The sequence below is a fragment of the Streptomyces sp. MB09-02B genome, from assembly GCF_033794485.1.
Taxonomy (GTDB): domain Bacteria; phylum Actinomycetota; class Actinomycetes; order Streptomycetales; family Streptomycetaceae; genus Streptomyces.
Window position 1 is genome coordinate 13,474 of the sequence record NZ_JARGEE010000047.1, and the last position, 19,051, is coordinate 32,524.

17 protein-coding genes, 1 pseudogene and 1 riboswitch are annotated in these 19,051 nt (G+C 70.7%); of the genes and pseudogenes, 11 read left to right on the forward strand and 7 right to left on the reverse strand.

All coding sequences use genetic code 11. The features are described 5' to 3' along the window. Positions 1–72: 72 nt before the first annotated feature. The 6 genes from P1P70_RS09920 (at position 73) to P1P70_RS09945 (ending at position 7,379) form a co-directional block, all read left to right on the forward strand. Positions 73–693 carry a heme-copper oxidase subunit III gene (locus tag P1P70_RS09920; protein WP_319236302.1) on the forward strand — a complete coding sequence of 207 codons (621 nt, stop codon included), beginning with the start codon at positions 73–75 and terminating at the stop codon, positions 691–693. 98 nt (positions 694–791) lie between these two features. Further along, the gene (locus P1P70_RS09925; RefSeq protein WP_319236304.1) at positions 792–1,601 is read left to right on the forward strand and encodes a c-type cytochrome; all 810 of its coding nucleotides are present in this window, start codon (positions 792–794) and stop codon (positions 1,599–1,601) included. Beyond that, positions 1,598–2,653, forward strand: coding sequence for a ubiquinol-cytochrome c reductase iron-sulfur subunit (locus P1P70_RS09930; protein WP_319236306.1), 1,056 nt, complete (start codon positions 1,598–1,600; stop codon positions 2,651–2,653). Before P1P70_RS09925 ends, P1P70_RS09930 begins: the two co-directional genes overlap by 4 nt. Continuing rightward, positions 2,650–4,290: a cytochrome bc complex cytochrome b subunit gene (locus tag P1P70_RS09935; RefSeq protein WP_319236308.1), complete on the forward strand. Its 1,641-nt coding sequence runs from the start codon at positions 2,650–2,652 to the stop codon at positions 4,288–4,290. The genes P1P70_RS09930 and P1P70_RS09935 overlap by 4 nt, the downstream gene beginning before the upstream one ends. Before the next feature lie 152 nt (positions 4,291–4,442). Further along, on the forward strand, positions 4,443–5,507 hold the full coding sequence (trpD, locus tag P1P70_RS09940) for an anthranilate phosphoribosyltransferase (RefSeq protein ID WP_319236310.1): 1,065 nt from the start codon (positions 4,443–4,445) through the stop codon (positions 5,505–5,507). Between the two features lie 268 nt (positions 5,508–5,775). Next, positions 5,776–5,891, forward strand: a riboswitch (SAM riboswitch). A gap of 126 nt (positions 5,892–6,017) precedes the next feature. Then, positions 6,018–7,379 carry an aminotransferase class V-fold PLP-dependent enzyme gene (locus P1P70_RS09945; protein WP_319236312.1) on the forward strand — a complete coding sequence of 454 codons (1,362 nt, stop codon included), beginning with the start codon at positions 6,018–6,020 and terminating at the stop codon, positions 7,377–7,379. On the opposite strand, the gene P1P70_RS09950 is transcribed toward P1P70_RS09945, so the two are convergent. The 7 genes from P1P70_RS09950 to P1P70_RS09980 all read right to left on the reverse strand — a co-directional run bounded on the left by P1P70_RS09950 (position 7,340) and on the right by P1P70_RS09980 (position 13,783). Beyond that, positions 7,340–8,599, reverse strand: coding sequence for a glycerate kinase (locus P1P70_RS09950; protein WP_319236314.1), 1,260 nt, complete (start codon positions 8,597–8,599; stop codon positions 7,340–7,342). The two genes, P1P70_RS09945 and P1P70_RS09950, sit on opposite strands and share 40 nt — an antisense overlap. A gap of 24 nt (positions 8,600–8,623) precedes the next feature. Then, positions 8,624–10,039 (reverse strand): SLC13 family permease, encoded by a 1,416-nt coding sequence (locus tag P1P70_RS09955; RefSeq protein ID WP_319236316.1) that lies wholly within the window; start codon positions 10,037–10,039, stop codon positions 8,624–8,626. A gap of 186 nt (positions 10,040–10,225) precedes the next feature. After that, a complete protein-coding gene (locus P1P70_RS09960; RefSeq protein WP_319236318.1) occupies positions 10,226–10,900 on the reverse strand; it encodes a response regulator transcription factor in 675 nt (224 codons plus the stop codon). A gap of 28 nt (positions 10,901–10,928) precedes the next feature. Continuing rightward, positions 10,929–12,365: an ATP-binding protein gene (locus P1P70_RS09965; protein WP_319236319.1), complete on the reverse strand. Its 1,437-nt coding sequence runs from the start codon at positions 12,363–12,365 to the stop codon at positions 10,929–10,931. Continuing rightward, complete coding sequence (locus P1P70_RS09970) at positions 12,352–12,645, reverse strand: small secreted hydrophilic protein (RefSeq protein ID WP_086797509.1); 294 nt, start codon at positions 12,643–12,645, stop codon at positions 12,352–12,354. The genes P1P70_RS09965 and P1P70_RS09970 overlap by 14 nt, the downstream gene beginning before the upstream one ends. A 92-nt stretch (positions 12,646–12,737) precedes the next feature. Next, a complete protein-coding gene (locus P1P70_RS09975) occupies positions 12,738–13,019 on the reverse strand; it encodes an Lrp/AsnC family transcriptional regulator (protein WP_033528170.1) in 282 nt (93 codons plus the stop codon). Continuing rightward, the gene (locus P1P70_RS09980) at positions 13,016–13,783 is read right to left on the reverse strand and encodes a rhomboid family intramembrane serine protease (RefSeq protein ID WP_319236321.1); all 768 of its coding nucleotides are present in this window, start codon (positions 13,781–13,783) and stop codon (positions 13,016–13,018) included. Before P1P70_RS09980 ends, P1P70_RS09975 begins: the two co-directional genes overlap by 4 nt. Positions 13,784–13,982: 199 nt before the next feature. On the opposite strand from P1P70_RS09980, the gene P1P70_RS09985 reads away from it, so the two are divergent. The 5 genes and pseudogenes from P1P70_RS09985 to P1P70_RS10005 form a co-directional block, all read left to right on the forward strand. Next, a complete protein-coding gene (locus tag P1P70_RS09985) occupies positions 13,983–14,222 on the forward strand; it encodes a hypothetical protein (RefSeq protein WP_033528168.1) in 240 nt (79 codons plus the stop codon). Between the two features lie 34 nt (positions 14,223–14,256). Next, positions 14,257–15,600, forward strand: a complete 1,344-nt coding sequence (locus P1P70_RS09990; protein ID WP_319236323.1) for an NYN domain-containing protein — start codon at positions 14,257–14,259, stop codon at positions 15,598–15,600. Between the two features lie 259 nt (positions 15,601–15,859). Continuing rightward, positions 15,860–16,897 (forward strand): NlpC/P60 family protein, encoded by a 1,038-nt coding sequence (locus tag P1P70_RS09995; protein ID WP_319236325.1) that lies wholly within the window; start codon positions 15,860–15,862, stop codon positions 16,895–16,897. 311 nt (positions 16,898–17,208) lie between these two features. Beyond that, entirely contained in the window at positions 17,209–18,243 is a 1,035-nt protein-coding gene (locus P1P70_RS10000) for an NlpC/P60 family protein (protein ID WP_319236327.1), read from the forward strand. 54 nt (positions 18,244–18,297) lie between these two features. Next, positions 18,298–19,051 (forward strand): annotated as a pseudogene (locus P1P70_RS10005) (hypothetical protein); the annotation flags it as partial.

Consider the following 19,051-nt stretch of genomic DNA (forward strand, 5'->3'; position numbering starts at 1 on the left):
GCACCGGTACGGAAGGCAGCAACACTCCGAACGGCACCCCCCGGAGTGAGGGCGGGATAAGCGACCGACATAATGTCGGTCGTGGCGACAGCAACGACAGTAGAAACCGGGCACGCGCACCCGTCGGTCAACCGGCCGAACCTCACCAGCGTCGGAACCATCATCTGGTTGAGTTCCGAGCTGATGTTCTTCGCGGCCCTCTTCGCGATGTACTTCACCCTGCGATCGGTGACCGGTCCGGAGTTCTGGTCGGAGAAGGCCGACACCCTGAACTTCCCGTTCTCGGCGACGAACACCACGATCCTGGTGCTCTCCTCCCTCACCTGCCAGCTCGGCGTGTTCGCCGCCGAGCGCGGGGACGTGAAGAAGCTCCGGATGTGGTTCATCGTCACGTTCGTGATGGGTGCGATCTTCATCGGCGGTCAGGTCTTCGAGTACACCGAGCTGGTCATGCACGAGGGCCTGTCGCTCTCGTCCGACCCCTACGGCTCGGTCTTCTACCTGACCACCGGCTTCCACGGCCTGCACGTGACGGGCGGTCTCATCGCCTTCCTGCTGGTCCTCGGACGCACCTACGCGGCCAAGAGGTTCACCCACGAGCAGGCGACCGCGGCCATCGTCGTGTCCTACTACTGGCACTTCGTCGATGTCGTCTGGATCGGCCTCTTCGCCACGATCTACATGATCAAGTAGATCGGTCGGCCGGGCCGGGCGACCGACGCGCCGGCCTCGCACCGAGAACGACCCTTCCAGAAGCACCGACGCAGAAGATCCTGACACCGGGGTAATCCGTGAAAAAGCTCTCCGCACGACGACGCCATCCGCTGGCGGCGCTCGTCGTCCTAACCATCGCGCTGGCGGCCTGCGCGGGGCTGTACACCGCCTTCGCGCCCGCGGACAAGGCGGTGGCCGAAGAAACCGCGCAGACCCTCACCATCGAGGAGGGCAAGAAGCTCTACGCCGTCGGCTGCGCGAGTTGCCACGGCACCGGCGGTCAGGGCACCACCGACGGTCCGCCGCTCACTGGTGTGGGCGCCGCGGCCGTCGACTTCCAGGTCGGCACCGGCCGTATGCCGGCCCAGCAGCCCGGCGCGCAGATCCCGAAGAAGCCGGTCGTCTACTCCCAGGCCGAGATCGACCAGCTCGCGGCGTACATCGCCTCCCTGGGCGCCGGCCCGGAGATCCCGACCGAGAACGAGTACGACCCCGAGGGCGCGGACATCGCCGAGGGCGGCGAACTGTTCCGGACCAACTGTGCTCAGTGCCACAACTTCACCGGCAAGGGTGGTGCGCTGTCCGAGGGCAAGTACGCGCCGTCCCTTGAGGGTGTCGACCCGAAGCACATCTACGAGGCCATGCAGACGGGCCCGCAGAACATGCCGTCCTTCCCCGACACCACGCTGTCGGAGGAGAACAAGAAGGACATCATCGCGTACCTCGACGCGGTCAACAGCGACGACACCGTGGAGCCCGGTGGCCTCAGCCTCGGCGGGCTCGGCCCGGTCAGCGAAGGCCTCTTCGGCTGGGTGTTCGGGCTCGGCGCGCTGATCGCCGTCGCCGTCTGGGTCGCCGCTCGGACCGCAAAGGCCAAGAAGTCATGAGTAGCCAAGAGATTCCAGAAGAGAACCTGCCCACCGAGCAGGACGCGCACGGCGCGGTGACGGTCGCGGACGAGGAGAACCCCTTCGCGGACCCCGGCCTGCCGCCCCACGAGCACCGGGTCCAGGACATCGACGAGCGGGCCGCCAAGCGGTCCGAGCGCACGGTCGCCCTGCTGTTCACCGTGTCGATGCTGGCCACCGTCGCCTTCATCGCCGCGTACCTGGTGATCGACGTCGACAAGTCGATCTACGTCTGGCCGATCGGTCACATCAGCGCGCTGAACTTCGCGCTGGGCATGACGCTGGGCCTGTCGCTGTTCTGCATCGGCGCCGGCGCGGTCCACTGGGCCCGCACGCTGATGTCGGACGTGGAGGTCGCCGACGAGCGGCACCCGATCGAGGCCTCGCCCGAGGTCAAGGCGAAGGTCCTGGCCGACTTCAAGCAGGGTGCCAAGGAGTCCGCGCTCGGCCGCCGCAAGCTGATCCGCACCACGATGTTCGGCGCGCTGGCCCTGTTCCCGCTCTCCGGTGTCTTCCTGCTCGGCGGCCTCGGCCCCGCGCCCGGCACCAAGCTGCGGCACACCACCTGGGCCAAGGGCAAGAAGCTCGTCAACATGAACACCAACGAGCCGCTGCGTCCCTCCGACGTCGCGGTCGGGTCGCTGACCTTCGCCATGCCGGACGGCCTGGACGAGCACGACCACGACTTCCAGAAGAACATCGCCAAGGACGCCCTGATGATCGTTCGGATCCAGCCGAACGACATCAAGGACAAGCGCGAGCTGGAGTGGTCCCACGAGGGCATCGTGGCGTTCTCGAAGATCTGCACCCACGTGGGATGCCCGATCTCCCTGTACGAGCAGCAGACGCACCACGTGCTCTGCCCCTGCCACCAGTCCACCTTCGACCTCGCCGACGGCGGGCGGGTCATCTTCGGCCCCGCGGGTCACGCCCTTCCGCAGCTGAGGATCACCGTCGGTGAAGACGGCTACCTCGAAGCGGTCGGCGACTTCGAAGAGCCCGTCGGTCCTGCCTTCTGGGAGCGCGGATGAGTACTACGCCCACCACCGACGCACGCGACAAGCGTGACAAGGCACCGGCCGGCGAGCGCGTCGCCGACTGGGCCGACGGCCGGCTCGGGATCTACTCCCTGGCCAAGGCCAACATGCGCAAGATCTTCCCCGACCACTGGTCGTTCATGCTGGGCGAGATCTGCCTGTACAGCTTCATCATCATCATCCTCACGGGTGTGTACCTGACGCTGTTCTTCCACCCGTCGATGAACGAGGTGGAGTACCACGGCAGCTACGTCCCGCTGCAGGGCCAGCTGATGTCCGAGGCGTTCAACTCGACCATGCACATCTCCTTCGAGGTGCGCGGTGGTCTGCTGATCCGGCAGATCCACCACTGGGCCGCGTTGGTCTTCCTCGCCGGCATGTTCGTGCACATGATGCGCGTGTTCTTCACGGGCGCGTTCCGCAAGCCGCGTGAGGTCAACTGGCTGTTCGGCTTCCTGCTGTTCGTCCTCGGCATGTTCACCGGCTTCACCGGTTACTCGCTCCCGGACGACCTGCTCTCCGGCACCGGTGTCCGCTTCATGGAGGGCGCGGTCCTGTCCGTGCCGATCGTCGGCACGTACCTGTCGTTCTTCCTCTTCGGCGGGGAGTTCCCGGGCGGCGACTTCGTGGCCCGCTTCTACTCGGTCCACATCCTGCTGCTGCCGGGCATCATGCTCGGCCTGGTGGTGGCGCACCTGATCCTGGTCTTCTACCACAAGCACACGCAGTACGCGGGCCCCGGCAAGACGAACAACAACGTCGTCGGCATGCCGCTGCTCCCCGTGTACATGGCGAAGGCCGGCGGCTTCTTCTTCCTGGTCTTCGGTGTCATCGCGATCATCTCGGCGATCGCCACGATCAACCCGATCTGGACCATGGGCCCCTACCGGCCCGACCAGGTCTCCACCGGCGCGCAGCCCGACTGGTACATGGGCTTCTCCGAGGGTCTGATCCGTGTCATGCCGGGCTGGGAGATCAACTTCTGGGGTCACACGCTCGTCCTGGGTGTGTTCATCCCGCTGGTGATCTTCCCGCTGGTCCTGGTCGCGATCGCCGTCTACCCGTTCATCGAGTCCTGGGTCACCGGCGACAAGCGCGAGCACCACATCCTGGACCGCCCGCGCAACGCCCCGACCCGTACGGCCTTCGGTGTCGCGTGGATCACCTGGTACATGGTCCTGCTGATCGGTGGTGGAAACGACCTCTGGGCGACCCACTTCCACCTGTCGATCAACTCGATCACCTGGTTCGTCCGGATCGCGTTCTTCGTGGCCCCGGTCGTCGCGTTCATCATCACCAAGCGCATCTGCCTCGGCCTGCAGCGCCGGGACAAGGACAAGATCCTGCACGGTCGCGAGACCGGCATCATCAAGCGCCTGCCGCACGGTGAGTTCATCGAGGTCCACGAGCCGCTCAGCCAGGAGCAGCTGCACACGCTCACGGCGCACGAGCAGTACAAGCCGGCCGAGATCGGTCCCGCGGTCGACGAGAACGGTGTCGCCCGCAAGGTCTCGCGCCTGGAGAAGGTCCGCGTCAAGCTGAACAAGGCGTACTACGGCGAGGACAGCCAGATCGTCAAGCCGACCGTCGAGGAGTACAAGGAGATCACGAGCGGCCACGGCCACCACTGATCGCTTCGCTTCGCCACACCACGGTCGAAGGGCCCCCGTCCGATCTTCGGACGGGGGCCCTTCGCCGTGCCCCGACCTGGATAGGGTGGGAGGACATCGTTGATTTCGCGGATCGCGCGGCATCTCGCGCGCTACGACACCCAGGAGCGGCTATGAGCGCTGTGACCCCCGCTGGAGGCGACACCGCGGCGGGCCGTTCCTGGCCCGCCGTGCTGAACGCGCTGCTGTCCGGGCAGGACCAGGACGCCGGTGCCACCTTCTGGGCGATGGACCAGATCATGCGCGGTGAGGCGACGGACGCGCAGATCGCCGGGTTCGTGGTGGCCCTGCGGGCCAAGGGGGAGACCGTCGAGGAGATCACCGGTCTCGTCGAGGCGCTGTACGAGCACGCCAAGGTGATCGAGGTGTCCGGGAGGACCGTCGACATCGTCGGTACGGGCGGGGACGGCGCCAAGACGGTCAACATCTCCACGATGTCGTCGATCGTCGTCGCCGGTACGGGCGCGAAGGTCGTCAAGCACGGCAACCGGGCCGCGTCGTCGGCGTCCGGGGCGTCCGATGTGCTGGAGAAGCTCGGCGTCAATCTGGAGCTGACACCGCAGCGGGTCGCCGAGGTCGCCGAGGAGGCCGGGATCACCTTCTGCTTCGCGGTGAAGTTCCATCCGGCGCTGCGTCATGTGGCCGCGGCACGCGGGCAGTTGGGCATCAGGACCGTCTTCAACGCGCTCGGGCCGCTGGCCAACCCCGCGAAGGTACGGGCCCAGGCGGTCGGCGTCGCGGACCCCCGGATGGCGCCGATCATGGCCGGAGTCTTCGCCGAACGCGGCAACTCCTCACTGGTCTTCCGCGGCGACGACGGGCTGGACGAGCTGACCACCACGGCGACCTCGCGGGTGTGGGTCGTACGGGACGGCAAGGTGACCGAGGAGAGCTTCGACCCGCGTGACGTGGGGTTGGAACTGGTGCCGGTGGAGGCGTTGCGGGGGGCCGACGCGTCCTACAACGCGGATGTCGCACGGCGGTTGCTGGGCGGGGAGACCGGTCCCGTGCGGGACGCGGTGCTGCTCAACTCGGCGGCGGCGCTGGTGGCGTTGGAGCCGACGTCCGCGTCGCTGGCGGAGCAGTTGCGGGGTGGGATGGAGCGCGCGGCAAAGTCGATCGACTCCGGGGCGGCGCGGGGGGTTCTCGAGCGGTGGGTCGCTGCGACGCATCGGTAGTTCGTCGGGTGCGGGTGAGTGGGGGCTGGTCGCGCAGTTCCCCGCACCCCTGAAGATCGCAGGCCCCGTGGCCTCGAAAGGCGACCGGCGGCGGGTCTGAAAAGCACGGGGCGCAGCCCGTGCTTTTCAGGGGCGCGGGGAACTGCGCGAGAAGCCCCACCGGACCCGCACCCGCCGACGAAACACGCACCCCCGAGCTATCAGGCGCTATCCCGCGATCCGGACACGAGTTGCGGCGTGGCGATCACGTCGCGTACGTTCTGCTTCAGGTCATGAGTGACAGCCCATAGCCCCGGCTGGCTGTCCGGCAACCCTCCTTCCGTGGCGGGGTGCCCCGGGTGAAGACCGGGCCGTAGGCAGCGAGGTCTACGGCAAGCGCGGCTTCGAGGGAGTCTTCCGTGAGCAAGCGAATGCGATAGGGCCGCCGAGCCCCGCCTCCGCGCACCCCTTTCTCTGCTTTCTCTTCCTCCGCATGCCTTCTTTCCGCATGCCTCCTCACGGGAGTTCGCGATGTCTGTCTCCACCCTTGCCGCCGACCAGTCCGTTTGCGCCCCGCTGCCCGTTCTGGGCCGGGATGTCACGGTCCCGCTCGTCACCGGCGGCGAGGTCACCTACGCCGCACTCGACTACGCGGCCAGCGCCCCGGCCCTGCAGCGCGTCTGGGACGACGTGGCGGCCTACGCGCCCTACTACGGCAGCGTCCACCGCGGCGCCGGCTACCTCTCCCAGCTGTCGACCGACCTCTTCGAGGACGCCCGCCGGACCGTCGCGGAGTTCCTCGACTGCCGGGCCGACGACCAACTGATCTTCACCCGCTCGACGACGGACTCCCTGAACCTGCTGGCCCAGGCGCTCCCCGCCGACTGCCAGGTCTTCGTCTTCGAGACCGAGCACCACGCCTCGCTGCTGCCCTGGCGGAACGCGCGGGTGACGTACCTGGACGCGCCCCGGACGCCGGAGCAGGCCGTCACCACGCTGGAGACCGCGCTCGCGGGACGCGACCCGCACGGGCCGGCGCTGGTGTGCGTCACCGGCGCCTCCAACGTCACCGGCGAGATCTGGCCGGTGCGTGAACTGGCCGCCGCCGCGCACGCGCACGGCGCGCGGATCGTCCTCGACGCCGCCCAGCTCGCTCCCCACCACCCCCTCTCCGTACAGGAGTTGGACGTGGACTGGGTCGCCTTCTCCGGTCACAAGCTGTACGCGCCCTTCGGTTCGGGCGTCCTCGCCGGCCGCGCCGACTGGCTGCGCGAGGCGGACCCGTACCTGGCGGGCGGCGGTGCCAGCCGCAAGGTGACCCGGCGCACCGACGGCGGCGTGGACGTCGAATGGCACGAGACCGCCGCCCGGCACGAGGCCGGCTCGCCCAACGTCATCGGCGCCTACTCCATCGCCTCCGCCTGCAAGGCCCTCACCGAAGCCGGATTCGACACCCTGGTCGCCCGTGAGCGGCACCTCATCGACACCGTGCGCGCCGGGCTCGCCGAGGTGCCCGAGGTGCGGATCCTCTCGCTCTTCGGGGACGACGCCCCGCGCGTGGGCGTCCTCTCCTTCGTCGTCGAGGGCTGGAACAGTTCCCACTTCGCCGCCGCCCTCTCCGCCGAGTACGGCATCGGCGTACGCGACGGCCTCTTCTGCGCCCACCCCCTCGTCCGCACCCTCCTCGGCAGCGACCCGCAGACCCAGGGCGAGTGCGGCGCCCCCGAGGCCGCACCCGGCGAGCGTTCCCTCAACGCGATCCGGGTGAGCTTCGGCGCGGGCACCCCCGACGAGCACGTGGAGCGGTTCGTGGGCGCGGTGAAGGAACTCGTACGGGACGGCGCGAAGTGGAACTACCGTACGGAGGACGGGCGTTGCGTGCCGGCCGTCTGACGGTCGGCAGCGGGGCGGTCCGCCGTACGGTGGCCGGTCGTCCGGCTGCCCGCCGTCACCCGCGCGCCCAACACGATCATCCGCAGGGCCCGTTCCGTGGCGTCCGCGAGGAGTTCACTCGCGCGGAGCATGGCCTCGGCGAGGGCCATCGGGGCGGGCAGGATGCCGGTGTACGCGTCCACGCCCGGCACCTCGTGCGCGCCCTCGCCGAGGGTGCCCGCCAGGGCGAGGACCGGGCGGCCGTGCAGCTTGGCGCGGCGGGCCACCTCGGCGGGGACCTTGCCGCGCGGAGTCTGGTGGTCGAGGGCGCCCTCGGCGGTGATGACCAGGTCGGCGCGGGCGAGTCGGGCGTCGAGGTCCAGGTGGCCCAGCAGGACCTCGAAGCGGGGGAGCAGCCGTGCCCCCAGGGCGGCCAGTCCGGCCCCGAGGCCGCCTGAGGCGCCGGTGCCGGGGCCGTACCGGAGGTCGATCCCGGCCGACGTGTCGGGCAGGTCGCGAGTGAGGACGCACGCCCAGTTCTCCAGGGCCGTGGACAGCTCCTCGACCTGCTCCGGTGTCGCCCCCTTCTGCGGGCCGAATACCCGGGCCACACCCCGCTCGCCGCACAGCACGTTGAACGGGTTGCAGGCGACCAGCAGCTCCACTTCCTTCAGGCGGGGGTCGAGACCGGCCGGGTCCATCCGGTCGAGTCGGACCAACTCCCTTCCTCCCGGAGGTAGTTCGACACCGTCGGCGTCCAGGAGGCGTGCGCCCAGCGCCTGGAGGGCGCCGGCCCCGCCGTCCGACGTACCGGAGTCGCCGCAGCCGATCAGGATCCGCCGTACGCCGGTGTCGAGCGCGGCGCGGATCAGTTCGCCGACGCCGTACGTGGTCGTCGCGCCGGGGTCGCGCAGGGCGGGCGGGACGAGGGAGAGTCCCGCGACGGCGGCCATCTCCACCACGGCCGTGTCCGTCACGGCCGAGGCGGGGGAGCCGAGGAGGGCGAAGTGGGTGTCCACCGGTGCGCCGACCGGGCCCGTGGCGAACCGGGGGACCAGACGGCCCCCGGTGGAGGCGGCCAGCGCGGCTGCGGTGCCCTCGCCCCCGTCCACGAGGGGGATGAGGTCCAGCTCGGCGTCGGGGACCACCCGGCGGACGCCTTCCGCGATGGCCTCGGCGGCGGCCTCGGCCGACAGGGACTCCTTGAAGCCACTGGGGGCCACGGCGACTCGGTTCAGCATGTTCTCAGGGCTCCTGACGGGGGGTTACGGGACGAGCGGGACGCCCATGAGCGGCCACACCGCCAGGGCGAAGAGCACGATCAGGGCGGCGGTCAGCGGCGCCAGGACGGCGGAGAGGCGCAGCAGGTCGCGGGGGGTGTAGGTGGGCGTGCCGGGGAGGTCGGCGAAGAGCGCGACCGGCTTCGCGGACGCCGGGAGGGTGTGGCAGAAGCCGGCTGCGGCGGTGGAGGCGAGCGCGGCGGCGACCGGGTTGACCCCGGCCCCCACAGCCGCCGCGACCACCAGCGGGACCAGTACCGACGACCGTGCCGACCGCGACTGCAGCACCAGGTGCGCGGCCGTGCTCAGCGCCACGACCACCGCCAGGAACAGGGGCGGGGTGAGTCCCGGGGGCAGCCCCGAGACCAGCCACTTCGCCGCTCCCGAGTCGCTGAGGGCGACGCCCATCGCCATCGTCGCGGCCATGAAGAGCAGCATCGACCAGGGCACGGTCCGCAGCGCGTCCTTCAGCCGCACGGTGCCCAGCGCCGGCGAGCACGCGACGACCGCGCCGATCAGCGCGACCACGGCCGGGGGGACCCGGTGCAGCGGCTCGCTGCACCACAGGACCACGACCGTGGCCAGCAGCAGGGCGCAGCGCGACTCGGCGGGGGACCAGGAGCCGGTCACCGGCTGCTCGCTGTGGAGCTGGATCTCCTCGACCGTGACGTGCACGGGGCCCCGCCGGTCCGCGCGTCGGGTCGTCGTCAACAGGACGGCCTCCGCCGCCAGATGGGACGACACGATCGCCAGCGGCAGGCCCAGCAGCAGCCACTCGGTGAACCCGATACGGTCGCCGGTCGCCTCCCACAGCACCGACACGGTGATCAGATGTGCTCCCGCGCCGATCAGGGTCGCCACCGCGGACAGCAGGATCACGGTCGGAAACAGCAGCGCGAGCATCACGACCAGTCGTCGCCGGTCGGCCAGCGCCTTGGCCAGGGCCAGGAACACGGGCAGCGCGAGGGCGGCCCGGCCCGAGGTGGCGGGCACGGCGAACGCGGTCACGACGAGCGCCGCCGTCGTCAGGTGCGTCAGTTGTCGTACGGTGCGCGCGCCGCTGACGAGGAAGGCCGCGGCCCGGCCCGCCAGTCCCGTCCGGGTCACCGCCGCCGCCAGGACGAACGCGCAGATCAGCAGCCATACGGTGTCGTCGCCGAGGGTGCCGAAGAGGGTGTCGTCGCTGATCACTCCCGTGACGGTGAGGGCGAGGCCGGCGCCGAGGGCTATGTAGGTGTCGTCGATGGGGGTGCCGATCCAGGCGGCCGTCGCCAGTGCGAACACCGCGAGGGTGAGGCGAGCCTCTCCGCCCAGGCCCGGGAAGTTGCCGGGGACGACGAGTAGGGCGCAGAGGGAGAGGGCTATGCAGAGGGACGTGGCCAGACGGAGGTTCAGGGTCACGTCATCAAGGGTTCAAGTGGGGGGTGAGTTCTTGATGAGTCGTTTATGAAGGAAGCTTCACGTCGTTCTTCGGCTGCGGGTCTGTGGGTCTGCGGGTCTGCGGGTCTGCGGGTCTGCGGGTCTGCGGGTCTGTGGGGCTTCTCGCGCCCGCGCGGCGGAGCCGCATATCGACACAGCCCCGCGCCCCTAACGGGGCGCGGCTGCAGGCAGCCGGTAGCCCATGCCTCTCACCGTCTCCAGCTGCTCTGCCCCGAGCTTCTTGCGCAGTGCCCGTATGTACACGTCCACGATGTTCGACCCCGGGTCGAAGTCGTAGCCCCACACGTGGGACAGGATCTGCTCCCGGGACAGGACCTGGCCGGGGTGGCGCAGGAACAGCTCCAGCAGGACGAACTCCCGCGCGGTCAGGTCCACCAGACGGTCCCCGGCCCGCGCCCGCCGTGTCCGCAGGTCCAGGGTCAGTTCGCCGCTGCGCAGCATCGTCACCTCGGGCGCCCGCGCCGCCGTACGCAGCCGGAGGCGGACGCGCGCGAGCAGTTCCTCGAAGCGGAACGGCTTGGTCATCCAGTCGTCGGCGCCGCCCTCCAGGCCGGCCACGGTGTCGCGTACGGAGTCGCGGGCCGTCAGCACGATCACCGGGACGGTCACCCGGGCCTCGCGCAGCTCGCGCAGGACGGTGAAGCCGTCGCGGCCGGGCAGCCCGATGTCGAGGACGATCAGGTCGAAGCCGCCGGTGAGGCCGTACTCGTAGGCCGCGTCGCCGTCGCCGACCACGGTCGTGGTGAAGCCGCCCGCGCGCAGGCCCTTCTCCACGAACGAGGCGATGCGTTCCTCGTCCTCGACGATGAGGATGCGGTTCACGGGAGAGCCCCTTCTGTGTCCGTCGGTTTCATGCGCGTGCCTCCTCCAGGGTCAGGACGAACGTGGCGCCGCCGCCCTCGGTCGGATGCAGCCGGACCCGGCCGCCGTGGGCCTCGGCGATCGCGCGGACGATCGACAGACCGAGCCCGGCGCCGGAGCCGCGGGCGCCGCGTCTCGCGGTGCCGCGCCGGAACCGCTCGAAGATCACCTCGGTGTCCTGCGGCTGCACCCCGGGCCCCGAGTCGACGACGTACAGCTCGATCGACGCCCCGTCGGCGCGGGAGCCGATGCGGATGGTCTGGCCGGCGGTGGTGTGCTGCACGGCGTTCTGGGCGAGCTGGACCATCGCCTGGGTGATCCGCTGGGGGTCCAACTCGGCCTCCAGGTCCGCAACTTCGGCGAGCTGCCAGTCACGGTCGCCCAGGGTGCGGGCCTTGACGTACACATCGGCGGTGAGTTCGGCGAGCTGGACCGGTTCGGGGCTGACGAAGTCGGGCCGTTCGGCCTTGGCGAGCAGCAGCAGGTCCTCGACGATGCGGCTCATCCGGTCCAGTTCGTCGGTGACCAGCCGGACCGTCTCCTCGCGTTCGGCGGGATCGTCACCCATCAGCTCCAGATGGCCGCGCACGATCGTGATGGGGGTGCGCAGTTCGTGGCCCGCGTCGTCGACGAACTCCCGCTGCGCGGCGAACGCCCGTTCCAGCCGGTCGAGCATCGCGTTGAACGTCTCGGCGAGCGCGGCCACGTCGTCCCGGCCCTGCACCGGGATGCGCCGGGTGAGGTCCTGCTCGGTGAGCTGCGCCGCGGCGGACCGCACGAGCCGTACGGGCTTGAGGATCCGGCCCGCGACCACCCAGGCGATACCGGTTGTCATCAGCAGCGCGACCCCGGAGATGGCGAGGAGGACCCGGAACACCTCGTCGGCGCGTTCCTGCTCGCCCGCCGGATGGAAGGCGACCACGAACGCCGCGTTCGCCGCGGCCCCGTACCGGGCCACCTCCACCTTCGCCCAGCGGATCTCCCCTGACGGCCGCTCCAGGGTTCCCGAGGAGCTGGGCGAGTCGAAGATCTCCTGCTGGGCGTCGGCGTCCTTGTACAGCGGCAGCGCGACGGCGATCTCCCGCTGCTGTCTGAGCCACCGGGGGGACTGACCGGGCCGGCCGACGAGTCCGATCAGTTCCTCGTGCACGTCGGCGTTCTGCCGTTGCAGGAAGACGGTCAGCAGCCGGGCCGGTTCGGTGAAGGGCCGCCCGGTCTCCGGATCGACGCCCTCCTCCTGGAGGTTGGTGAACTCCCCGGCCTCCTGCACCAGCAGTTCGTTGACGCGCTGGTCCACGTCCCGCAGGAGGATCGACCGCGTGGTCGTCGCCACCGAGGCGAGCGCCACGGTCATCACGAGGAGCAGCCACAGAAGGATCCGGACCCGGGCCGAGACCCGCCCGCGCGGTCGGTCAGCCGTCGTCACCGGGGCCGTCGTCGGCGTCGTCCCGGCCGTCCTGCTCGGAGGCGTCGTCATCGTCGTCACTCGCGGAACTGTCGGTCACCGGAGGCCGCGACACGACCTCGTCACTGGGCGTCGCCTCGGGCCGCGAGGGTGTGGGACTCGGCGACCCGCTCTCCAGCTCCACCTTCGACGGCACCTTCGGCGCCTCGGGGCTGTCGGTCAGGGCGAAACTGGTCGCGGCGATCCCGAGCGGGATCGCCACGACGGCGGCGAGAGCCGCGATCCGGCGGGAGAAGACCATGGGCACGATCCTGCGGAGGGGACCCGTCGGCGCGGATGAGGGCGAGATGAGGACTTCTTCATCTTCTTCGTCCCAGGGCGGTCCGGGGGTGCTCAGCCGTCCAGTCCGATGGCGAACGCGGCCTCCAGGTCGTGCTGCGAGTACGTCCGGAACGCCACGTGCGTGTCGGTGCCCAGCACACCCGGGATCTTGCTGATGGACCCGGGGATCACGTCGGCCAGGTCGTCGTGGGCTTTCACCCGGACCATGGCGACCAGATCGTAGGTACCGGTCACCGAGAACACCTCGCTCACGGATTCGAGGGCGGCGATCGACTCCGCGATCTCCGGGATCCGGTCCACGCTGGTCTTGATGAGCACGATCGCGGTGATCACGGCTGTTTCTCTCCCTCGGGGGCCGGAGCGGGGACGTCCGACGGATCATCCACCGGAGCATCCACGGGCGCTTTCACTCTAGCCCCACGCCCGTAGCGCCCCCACGCGTAGGCGAACCCCAGTCCGAATCCCACCAGGTGCGCCAGATAGGCGACCCCCGGCCCCGAGGTCTGCCGTCCGGCGGCCAGCCACTGCAGGCTCACCCAGAACGGCAGGGTCACCCATGCCGGGAACCGCAGCGGAAGAAAGAAGAGGAAGGGCAGGAGGCTGGTCACCCGCGCCCTGGGGAACAGGAAGAGAAACGCGCCGAGGACGGCGGAGATCGCCCCCGACGCGCCGACCAGCGACTGCGGGGACCCGGCGTGCGCCGCCGCGTACGCCACCAGCGCGACATAGCCGCAGCCCACGTAGAAGAGGGCGAACTCCACATGGCCCATGCGTTCCTCGGCCATCGCCCCGAAGACGAAGAGGAAGAGCATGTTGCCGAGCAGATGCAGCCAGCTGCCGTGGACGAAGAGTGCCGTGAGGGGGGTGAGCGCCGCACGCGGGGTGCCGTGGAACAGCTCGACCGGGACGACGCCCCAGCGCCGGAAGTACGCCCGCTGCGCGGCGAGCAGCTCGTCCCCGGTGCCGTACACGGGGTTGAGGCCCGCAGCCGGTCCGACCAGGAAGAGCGCACAGCAGACGGCGATCAGCCCGTACGTCACCGGCGCCGACTCGTTTCGTACGGCCCGGGCGGCCGAGGTGCTCCACTTGCCGATCATGAGCAGAGCATGACGTAACGGGACCCACCCGCACAGACCGCCTCGCCGCCGACGGTGATCGGCCCCGCCCTGGCGCGCAATCCGCGCCGCCACCGCAGGCGAACAGGCGTCCAGGACCGGTCAGGCCGTAGGGTTACGAGCCACACGCACCGGGGACGCCGGTGCTGCACGGAGACCGGAAGAAGGAAGAGCAGCCACGATGACGGTTCCCCTGCCGACGGACACCACCCGCTGGCGCTGCACGCTCTGTGGCAACCTCACGCGGTTCGACGTGACCCGCTCGTCGAAGGTCGTCGAGTACGTTCACCTCGACCTCGCCGGGAAGCCCGAGGTCGAGGAGCGCAACGTGGTCAGTGAGACCATCGAATCGGTCCGTTGCCGCTGGTGCAACGCCGTGGACCAGGTGGAACTCGTGGACAGGCCGGGCGCCGGCTCCTGAGGGAGCGGGCCCCGCACAGACATTGGGGTGACGGATGGTGGAGAGCTCAGGCGGGGGGCCGGGCGACGGCGCCGCTGAGGTGCTCGACCGTCCGCTGCCCGAGGGCGTCCGCAAGCGCGTCGTGCAGATCGTCTCCGACGGCTTCGGTGGACTGACCGTCGCCGAACTGCCCGCACAGCTCAGGCAGTACGCCCGGTTCGCCCCGAACCGCCGGGTGAAGTTCGCCGGGAACGCGATGGCGGCCGCCGTGGAGAGCGACACGCTCTTCAGACAGCGGATCGGGGAGCGGTTCCGCGAGGCCCACCCGGAGCTGGCCGGCGCCCTCGACACGGGCGCGCCGCCCCCGGCCGCGGATCCGCTGGACGTGGCGGCCGCGGCCTACGTACTGCGTCCCACGGGCTGGGTGAAGCTGGTCGCCGCCGCCGGTGAGGAGGCCCTGCGCGCCGACGCCGAGCGCGCCGACGAGGAGAGCCGGGCCGAGCTGGAGCGGCTGCGCGAGCAGCTCGCCGAGGCCCGCGGCCACACCAGGACCGAGACGGAACGGCTGCGCGCGGAGCTGGAAGCGGCCAAGAGGGACGCCGACTCGCTGCACCGCAAGCTCCGGGCCGCCCTCAGCGACGTCAAGCGCGGCGAGGCCGCCCTGCGCAAGCTGCACGCCGAGATGGAGACCCTGCGCGCCGAGGGCCACGCCCAGGTGTCGGCCGCCGAGAGCGAGACCCGGCGGCTCAAGGCCCGGCTCGGTGAGGCGGAGGCCGCCCTGGAGGCCACCCGGCGGGCCGCCCGCGAGGGCCGCAGCGTCGAGGACATGCGGGTGCGGCTGCTCCTTGACACCGTGCTGGACGCGGCCCAGGGCCTCAGACGGGAGCTGGCGCTGCCGCCGGTCTCCGTACGCCCCGCCGAGACCGTCGACGCGGTCGAGCCGGGCCGGATGACCCCGAAGGACATCGCCGCCCGCGCGCTGTCCGAGAACGACCCGGCGATCCTGGACCAGTTGCTGGCACTGCCGCAGGCGCATCTCGTCGTCGACGGCTACAACGTCACCAAGACCGGCTATCCGCAGATGCCGCTGGAGAAGCAGCGGCTCCGGCTCCTCGGGCAGCTCTCCCAGCTCGCCGCGCAGACCGGCGCCGAGGTGACCTGTGTCTTCGACGGGGCGGAGCTGGCCGCGCCGGTACTGCTCGCGCCGCCGCGCGGAGTGCGGGTCCTGTTCTCCAAACCCCGTGTCACCGCCGACGAGTTGATCCGTCAGCTGGTGCGCGCCGAACCCCCCGGCCGGCCGGTCATCGTCGTCTCCACCGACCGCGAGGTGGCCGACGGGATCGCCAAGGCGGGGGCCCGGCCGGTCGCCTCCGCGGTGCTCCTCAAGCGCCTTTCCTGACCCTTCGATCCCTTGCGCCCCAAGGGCAACGTACGGGCGCTATGACCGAATTGACGGAACTGTTGCGCAACGTAGCGTCAACCGAGCGCTACCGGATGTGCGTTGAGTGTAAATTGTGCGCCCTGGGACGGGATTTTTCCTGTGGGGGATTTGAAGTGATCACCATTGGGTCACTAGGGTCTGGGCTCAAACCTCTGAACGGGTGATCGTCGCCGGAGTCCCCGCCGGTCGGTCGCTCACAAGAAGGAGTTCACCTACCGTGGCGTCCCACCGTCGACCCAAGCAGCCGAGCCGTACGCGTGTGACCGTGCTCACCACCGCTGCCGCCGCTGCCGTGGCCCTGACCTCGCAGGCCGCCAATGCGGCGCCCGGCGAGAAGCCGAGCAAGGACGACGTCCAGGCCAAGGTCCACAAGCTCTACGAGGACGCCGGGCGGGCCACCGACAAGCTCAACGGGGCCGAGGAGAAGCAGGAGAAGCTCGAGAAAGAGATCTCCACGATCCAGGACAACGTCGCCAAGGGCCAGGAGGAGCTCAACGAGCTCCGTGAGGGCATAGGCCTGGCGGCCAGCGCCCAGTACCGCTCGGGCGGCATCGACTCCTCGATCCAGCTCTTCCTCTCCGCCGACCCGGACGACTACCTGGACAAGGCCGCCACGCTCGACCAGCTGACCAGCCAGCAGGTCGAGGCGCTCAAGAAGATCCAGGAGAAGCAGCGCACGCTCGCGCAGCAGCGCCAGGAGGCCACCGAGAAGCTGGAGGACCTCGCGGACACCCGCGAGACCCTGGCGGACAAGAAGAAGGAAGTCCAGGGCAAGCTGGCCGCCGCGCAGCGGCTCCTCAACACCCTGACGGCCGAGGAGAAGGCCGCCCTGGACGAGCAGGAGACCCGCGCCAGCCGCGACGCCGGGGAACGCGTCGAGCTCGGCGACGAGGCGCCCGCCTCCAGCTACGGCGCCGCCGCCCTCGCCGCCGCCGACACCCAGGTCGGTAAGCCGTACGTCTCCGGCGGCAGTGGTCCCAACTCCTACGACTGCTCCGGGCTGACCCAGTGGGCCTACGCCCAGGCCGGTGTCTCGATCACCCGGACCACGTACACGCAGCAGAACGACGGCACGAAGATCGGGCGCGACCAGCTCAAGCCGGGCGACCTGGTGTTCTTCAACGACCTCGGCCACGTCGGCCTCTACGCGGGCAACGGCATGGTCCTGCACGCCCCGTATCCGGGCAAGGTCGTCCGCTACGAGTCGATGGGCACCATCGGCAGCTTCCAGTTCGGTGTCCGCGTCGTCGGCTGACACCCGCTCCGCCTCGAACAGGGCCGCCCGTCACACAGTGTGACGGTCGGCCCTGTTTTTCTTCAAGATCAGGACACAGGGCCGCCCGAACGAGCGAATTCCCGCACCTCGTGCTGACCCCTTCACCCGCTGGTGACCTGGGTCCCAGGCCGGACGTCACGCTCTGTGGCCGCGGAGGTCTTTGGCCGGGACACCGTCGCGCGGCTACTGTCGGCCGCGCTTCCCTCACCCGCCGTGAGCGCACCCCTCCCCGGGGCGTCCTCAGGCACGGGGGAGTGCCCTGTCCACCGTCGAAGGGAGTGCGGCTTCCCGTGGTGTCCCACAGTCGCCTTGTACCGTCCGGGTTCGACCGGGGCGCGGCCGCCGCCCTCGGTGTGCTGTCCGCCGCTGCCGCCGCCCTCGGCGCCATCCCCGTCCAGCCGGCCGCCGCCGCGCCGCACGACAACACCCGCGCCGAGGTGGACCGCTTGTACGAGGAGGCCGAGAAAGCCACCGAGGCGTACAACAAGGCCGACGAACGCGCCGACGAACTGCGCGAGCAGGTCGCCACCGCACAGGACTCGATCGCCCGGCAGCAGGACCGCATCAACACCATGCGGGAGTCGCTCGGCTCGCTCGCCGGCGCCCAGTACCGCACCGGCGCCCTCGACCCGTCGATCGCCCTGCTGTTCTCCGAGAACCCCGACGACTACCTCGACCGGGCCTCCGCCCTGGACCGCATCAGCGCCCACCAGGCGGGCGAACTCCACGACCTCCAGCAGGCCCTGCGCGACCTCCATCAGAACCGCGCGGAGGCCGGCGGCAAGCTGACCGAGCTGGAGAAGAGCCGCAAGGCCGTCGCCCGGCACAAGCGCACCGTCGAGGGCAAGCTCGCGGCCGCCCGGCAGCTGCTCAACTCCCTCCCGGACGAGGAGCGCGCCGCGTACGACCGCGCCTCCCGCTCCACCGCGCCGGGCGGCCGTACCGACATGCCCGAACCCACCGGCGCCGTCGCCCCCAACGGCCGCGCGGCCGCCGCCGTCGCAGCGGCCCGCTCCGCCCTCGGCAAGCCGTACATCTGGGGCTCCACCGGCCCCGACGGCTTCGACTGCTCCGGCCTCATGGTCTGGTCGTACGGGCAGGCCGGCGTCGGACTGCCCCGCACCTCGCAGGCCCAGCGGTACGCCGGCACCCAGGTCCCGCTCTCCCAGGCGCAGCCCGGCGACCTGGTCACCTACCGGCCCGACGCCAGCCATGTCGGCATGTACGTCGGCAACGGACAGGTCATCCACGCCCCCTACCCGGGCGCCCCGGTCCGCTACGACCCCGTCGGCATGATGCCGATCGCGTCGGTCACCCGCCCCTGACCGTCGTCGGCTCCGGCCGCCGCGAGGCGGTCGGAGCCCCGTACGATCGGGAACGTGGCTGGTCGAAGGCGCACGACGCGTTCCCGGTCCGGGTCGGGGGTTCGGCACGGGCACCCGGGACGCGGAGGTGTCCCCTCGGCGGTCGCTCTCGCCCTCGCCCTCCTCGTCGGCTGCGGAGGCGAAGCGGCCCCGGACGCCGCCCGCGCCGACGTCCAGCGGATGCTCGACCGGCGGGCCACGGCGGTCCTGGCACGGGACGGGACGGCCTACCGTGCCACCGAGGCGCCTGCCTCCTCCGCCGCCTCCGGTCAACTGGCCACCGGGGCGGCCGAGTTCGCCAACCTCCGCGGTCTGCCGCTGTCCTCCTGGTCGTACGACGTGAACTCCTTCCGTCGCTCCGGCGACCGGGCCACCGCCGAGGCGGCCCTGCGCTACCGGATCCGCGGCTACGACGCGTCACCCGTCACCGCCGTACGGACCCTGACCCTCGTCCGGGACGGCGACGGGGCATGGCGGGTGGCCGCCGACGAGCCCTCGAAGAAGGGCACCGAACAGCTCTGGGAGCAGGGGCGGATCGTCGCGGTGCGGGGGGAGCGGAGCCTCGTGCTGGGGGTCGGGCGGTCCGCGGACGCCCTACGGGGGTACGCGGCGCTGGCGGACCGGGCCGTGCCCGCCGTGACGGAGGCGTGGGGCGAGGACTGGGCGCGGCGGGTCGTGGTCGTCGTACCGGAGTCGCTGGACGGGATGGCGGGGCTGCTGGGGGCGCCCGCGTCCGGGTACCGGGGGATCGCGGCGGTCACCACCGGGG

What these genes read in the sequence shown, in the direction of transcription:
- P1P70_RS09920 (WP_319236302.1), top strand. Translation starts at nt 73, where the DNA reads ATGTCGGTCGTGGCGACAGCAACGACAGTAGAAACCGGGCACGCGCAC.
- P1P70_RS09930 (WP_319236306.1), top strand. Translation starts at nt 1,598, where the DNA reads ATGAGTAGCCAAGAGATTCCAGAAGAGAACCTGCCCACCGAGCAGGAC.
- P1P70_RS09935 (WP_319236308.1), top strand. Translation starts at nt 2,650, where the DNA reads ATGAGTACTACGCCCACCACCGACGCACGCGACAAGCGTGACAAGGCA.
- trpD (WP_319236310.1), top strand. Translation starts at nt 4,443, where the DNA reads ATGAGCGCTGTGACCCCCGCTGGAGGCGACACCGCGGCGGGCCGTTCC.
- P1P70_RS09945 (WP_319236312.1), top strand. Translation starts at nt 6,018, where the DNA reads ATGTCTGTCTCCACCCTTGCCGCCGACCAGTCCGTTTGCGCCCCGCTG.
- P1P70_RS09950 (WP_319236314.1), bottom strand. Translation starts at nt 8,599, where the DNA reads ATGCTGAACCGAGTCGCCGTGGCCCCCAGTGGCTTCAAGGAGTCCCTG.
- P1P70_RS09970 (WP_086797509.1), bottom strand. Translation starts at nt 12,645, where the DNA reads ATGGTCTTCTCCCGCCGGATCGCGGCTCTCGCCGCCGTCGTGGCGATC.
- P1P70_RS09980 (WP_319236321.1), bottom strand. Translation starts at nt 13,783, where the DNA reads ATGATCGGCAAGTGGAGCACCTCGGCCGCCCGGGCCGTACGAAACGAG.
- P1P70_RS09985 (WP_033528168.1), top strand. Translation starts at nt 13,983, where the DNA reads ATGACGGTTCCCCTGCCGACGGACACCACCCGCTGGCGCTGCACGCTC.
- P1P70_RS09990 (WP_319236323.1), top strand. Translation starts at nt 14,257, where the DNA reads ATGGTGGAGAGCTCAGGCGGGGGGCCGGGCGACGGCGCCGCTGAGGTG.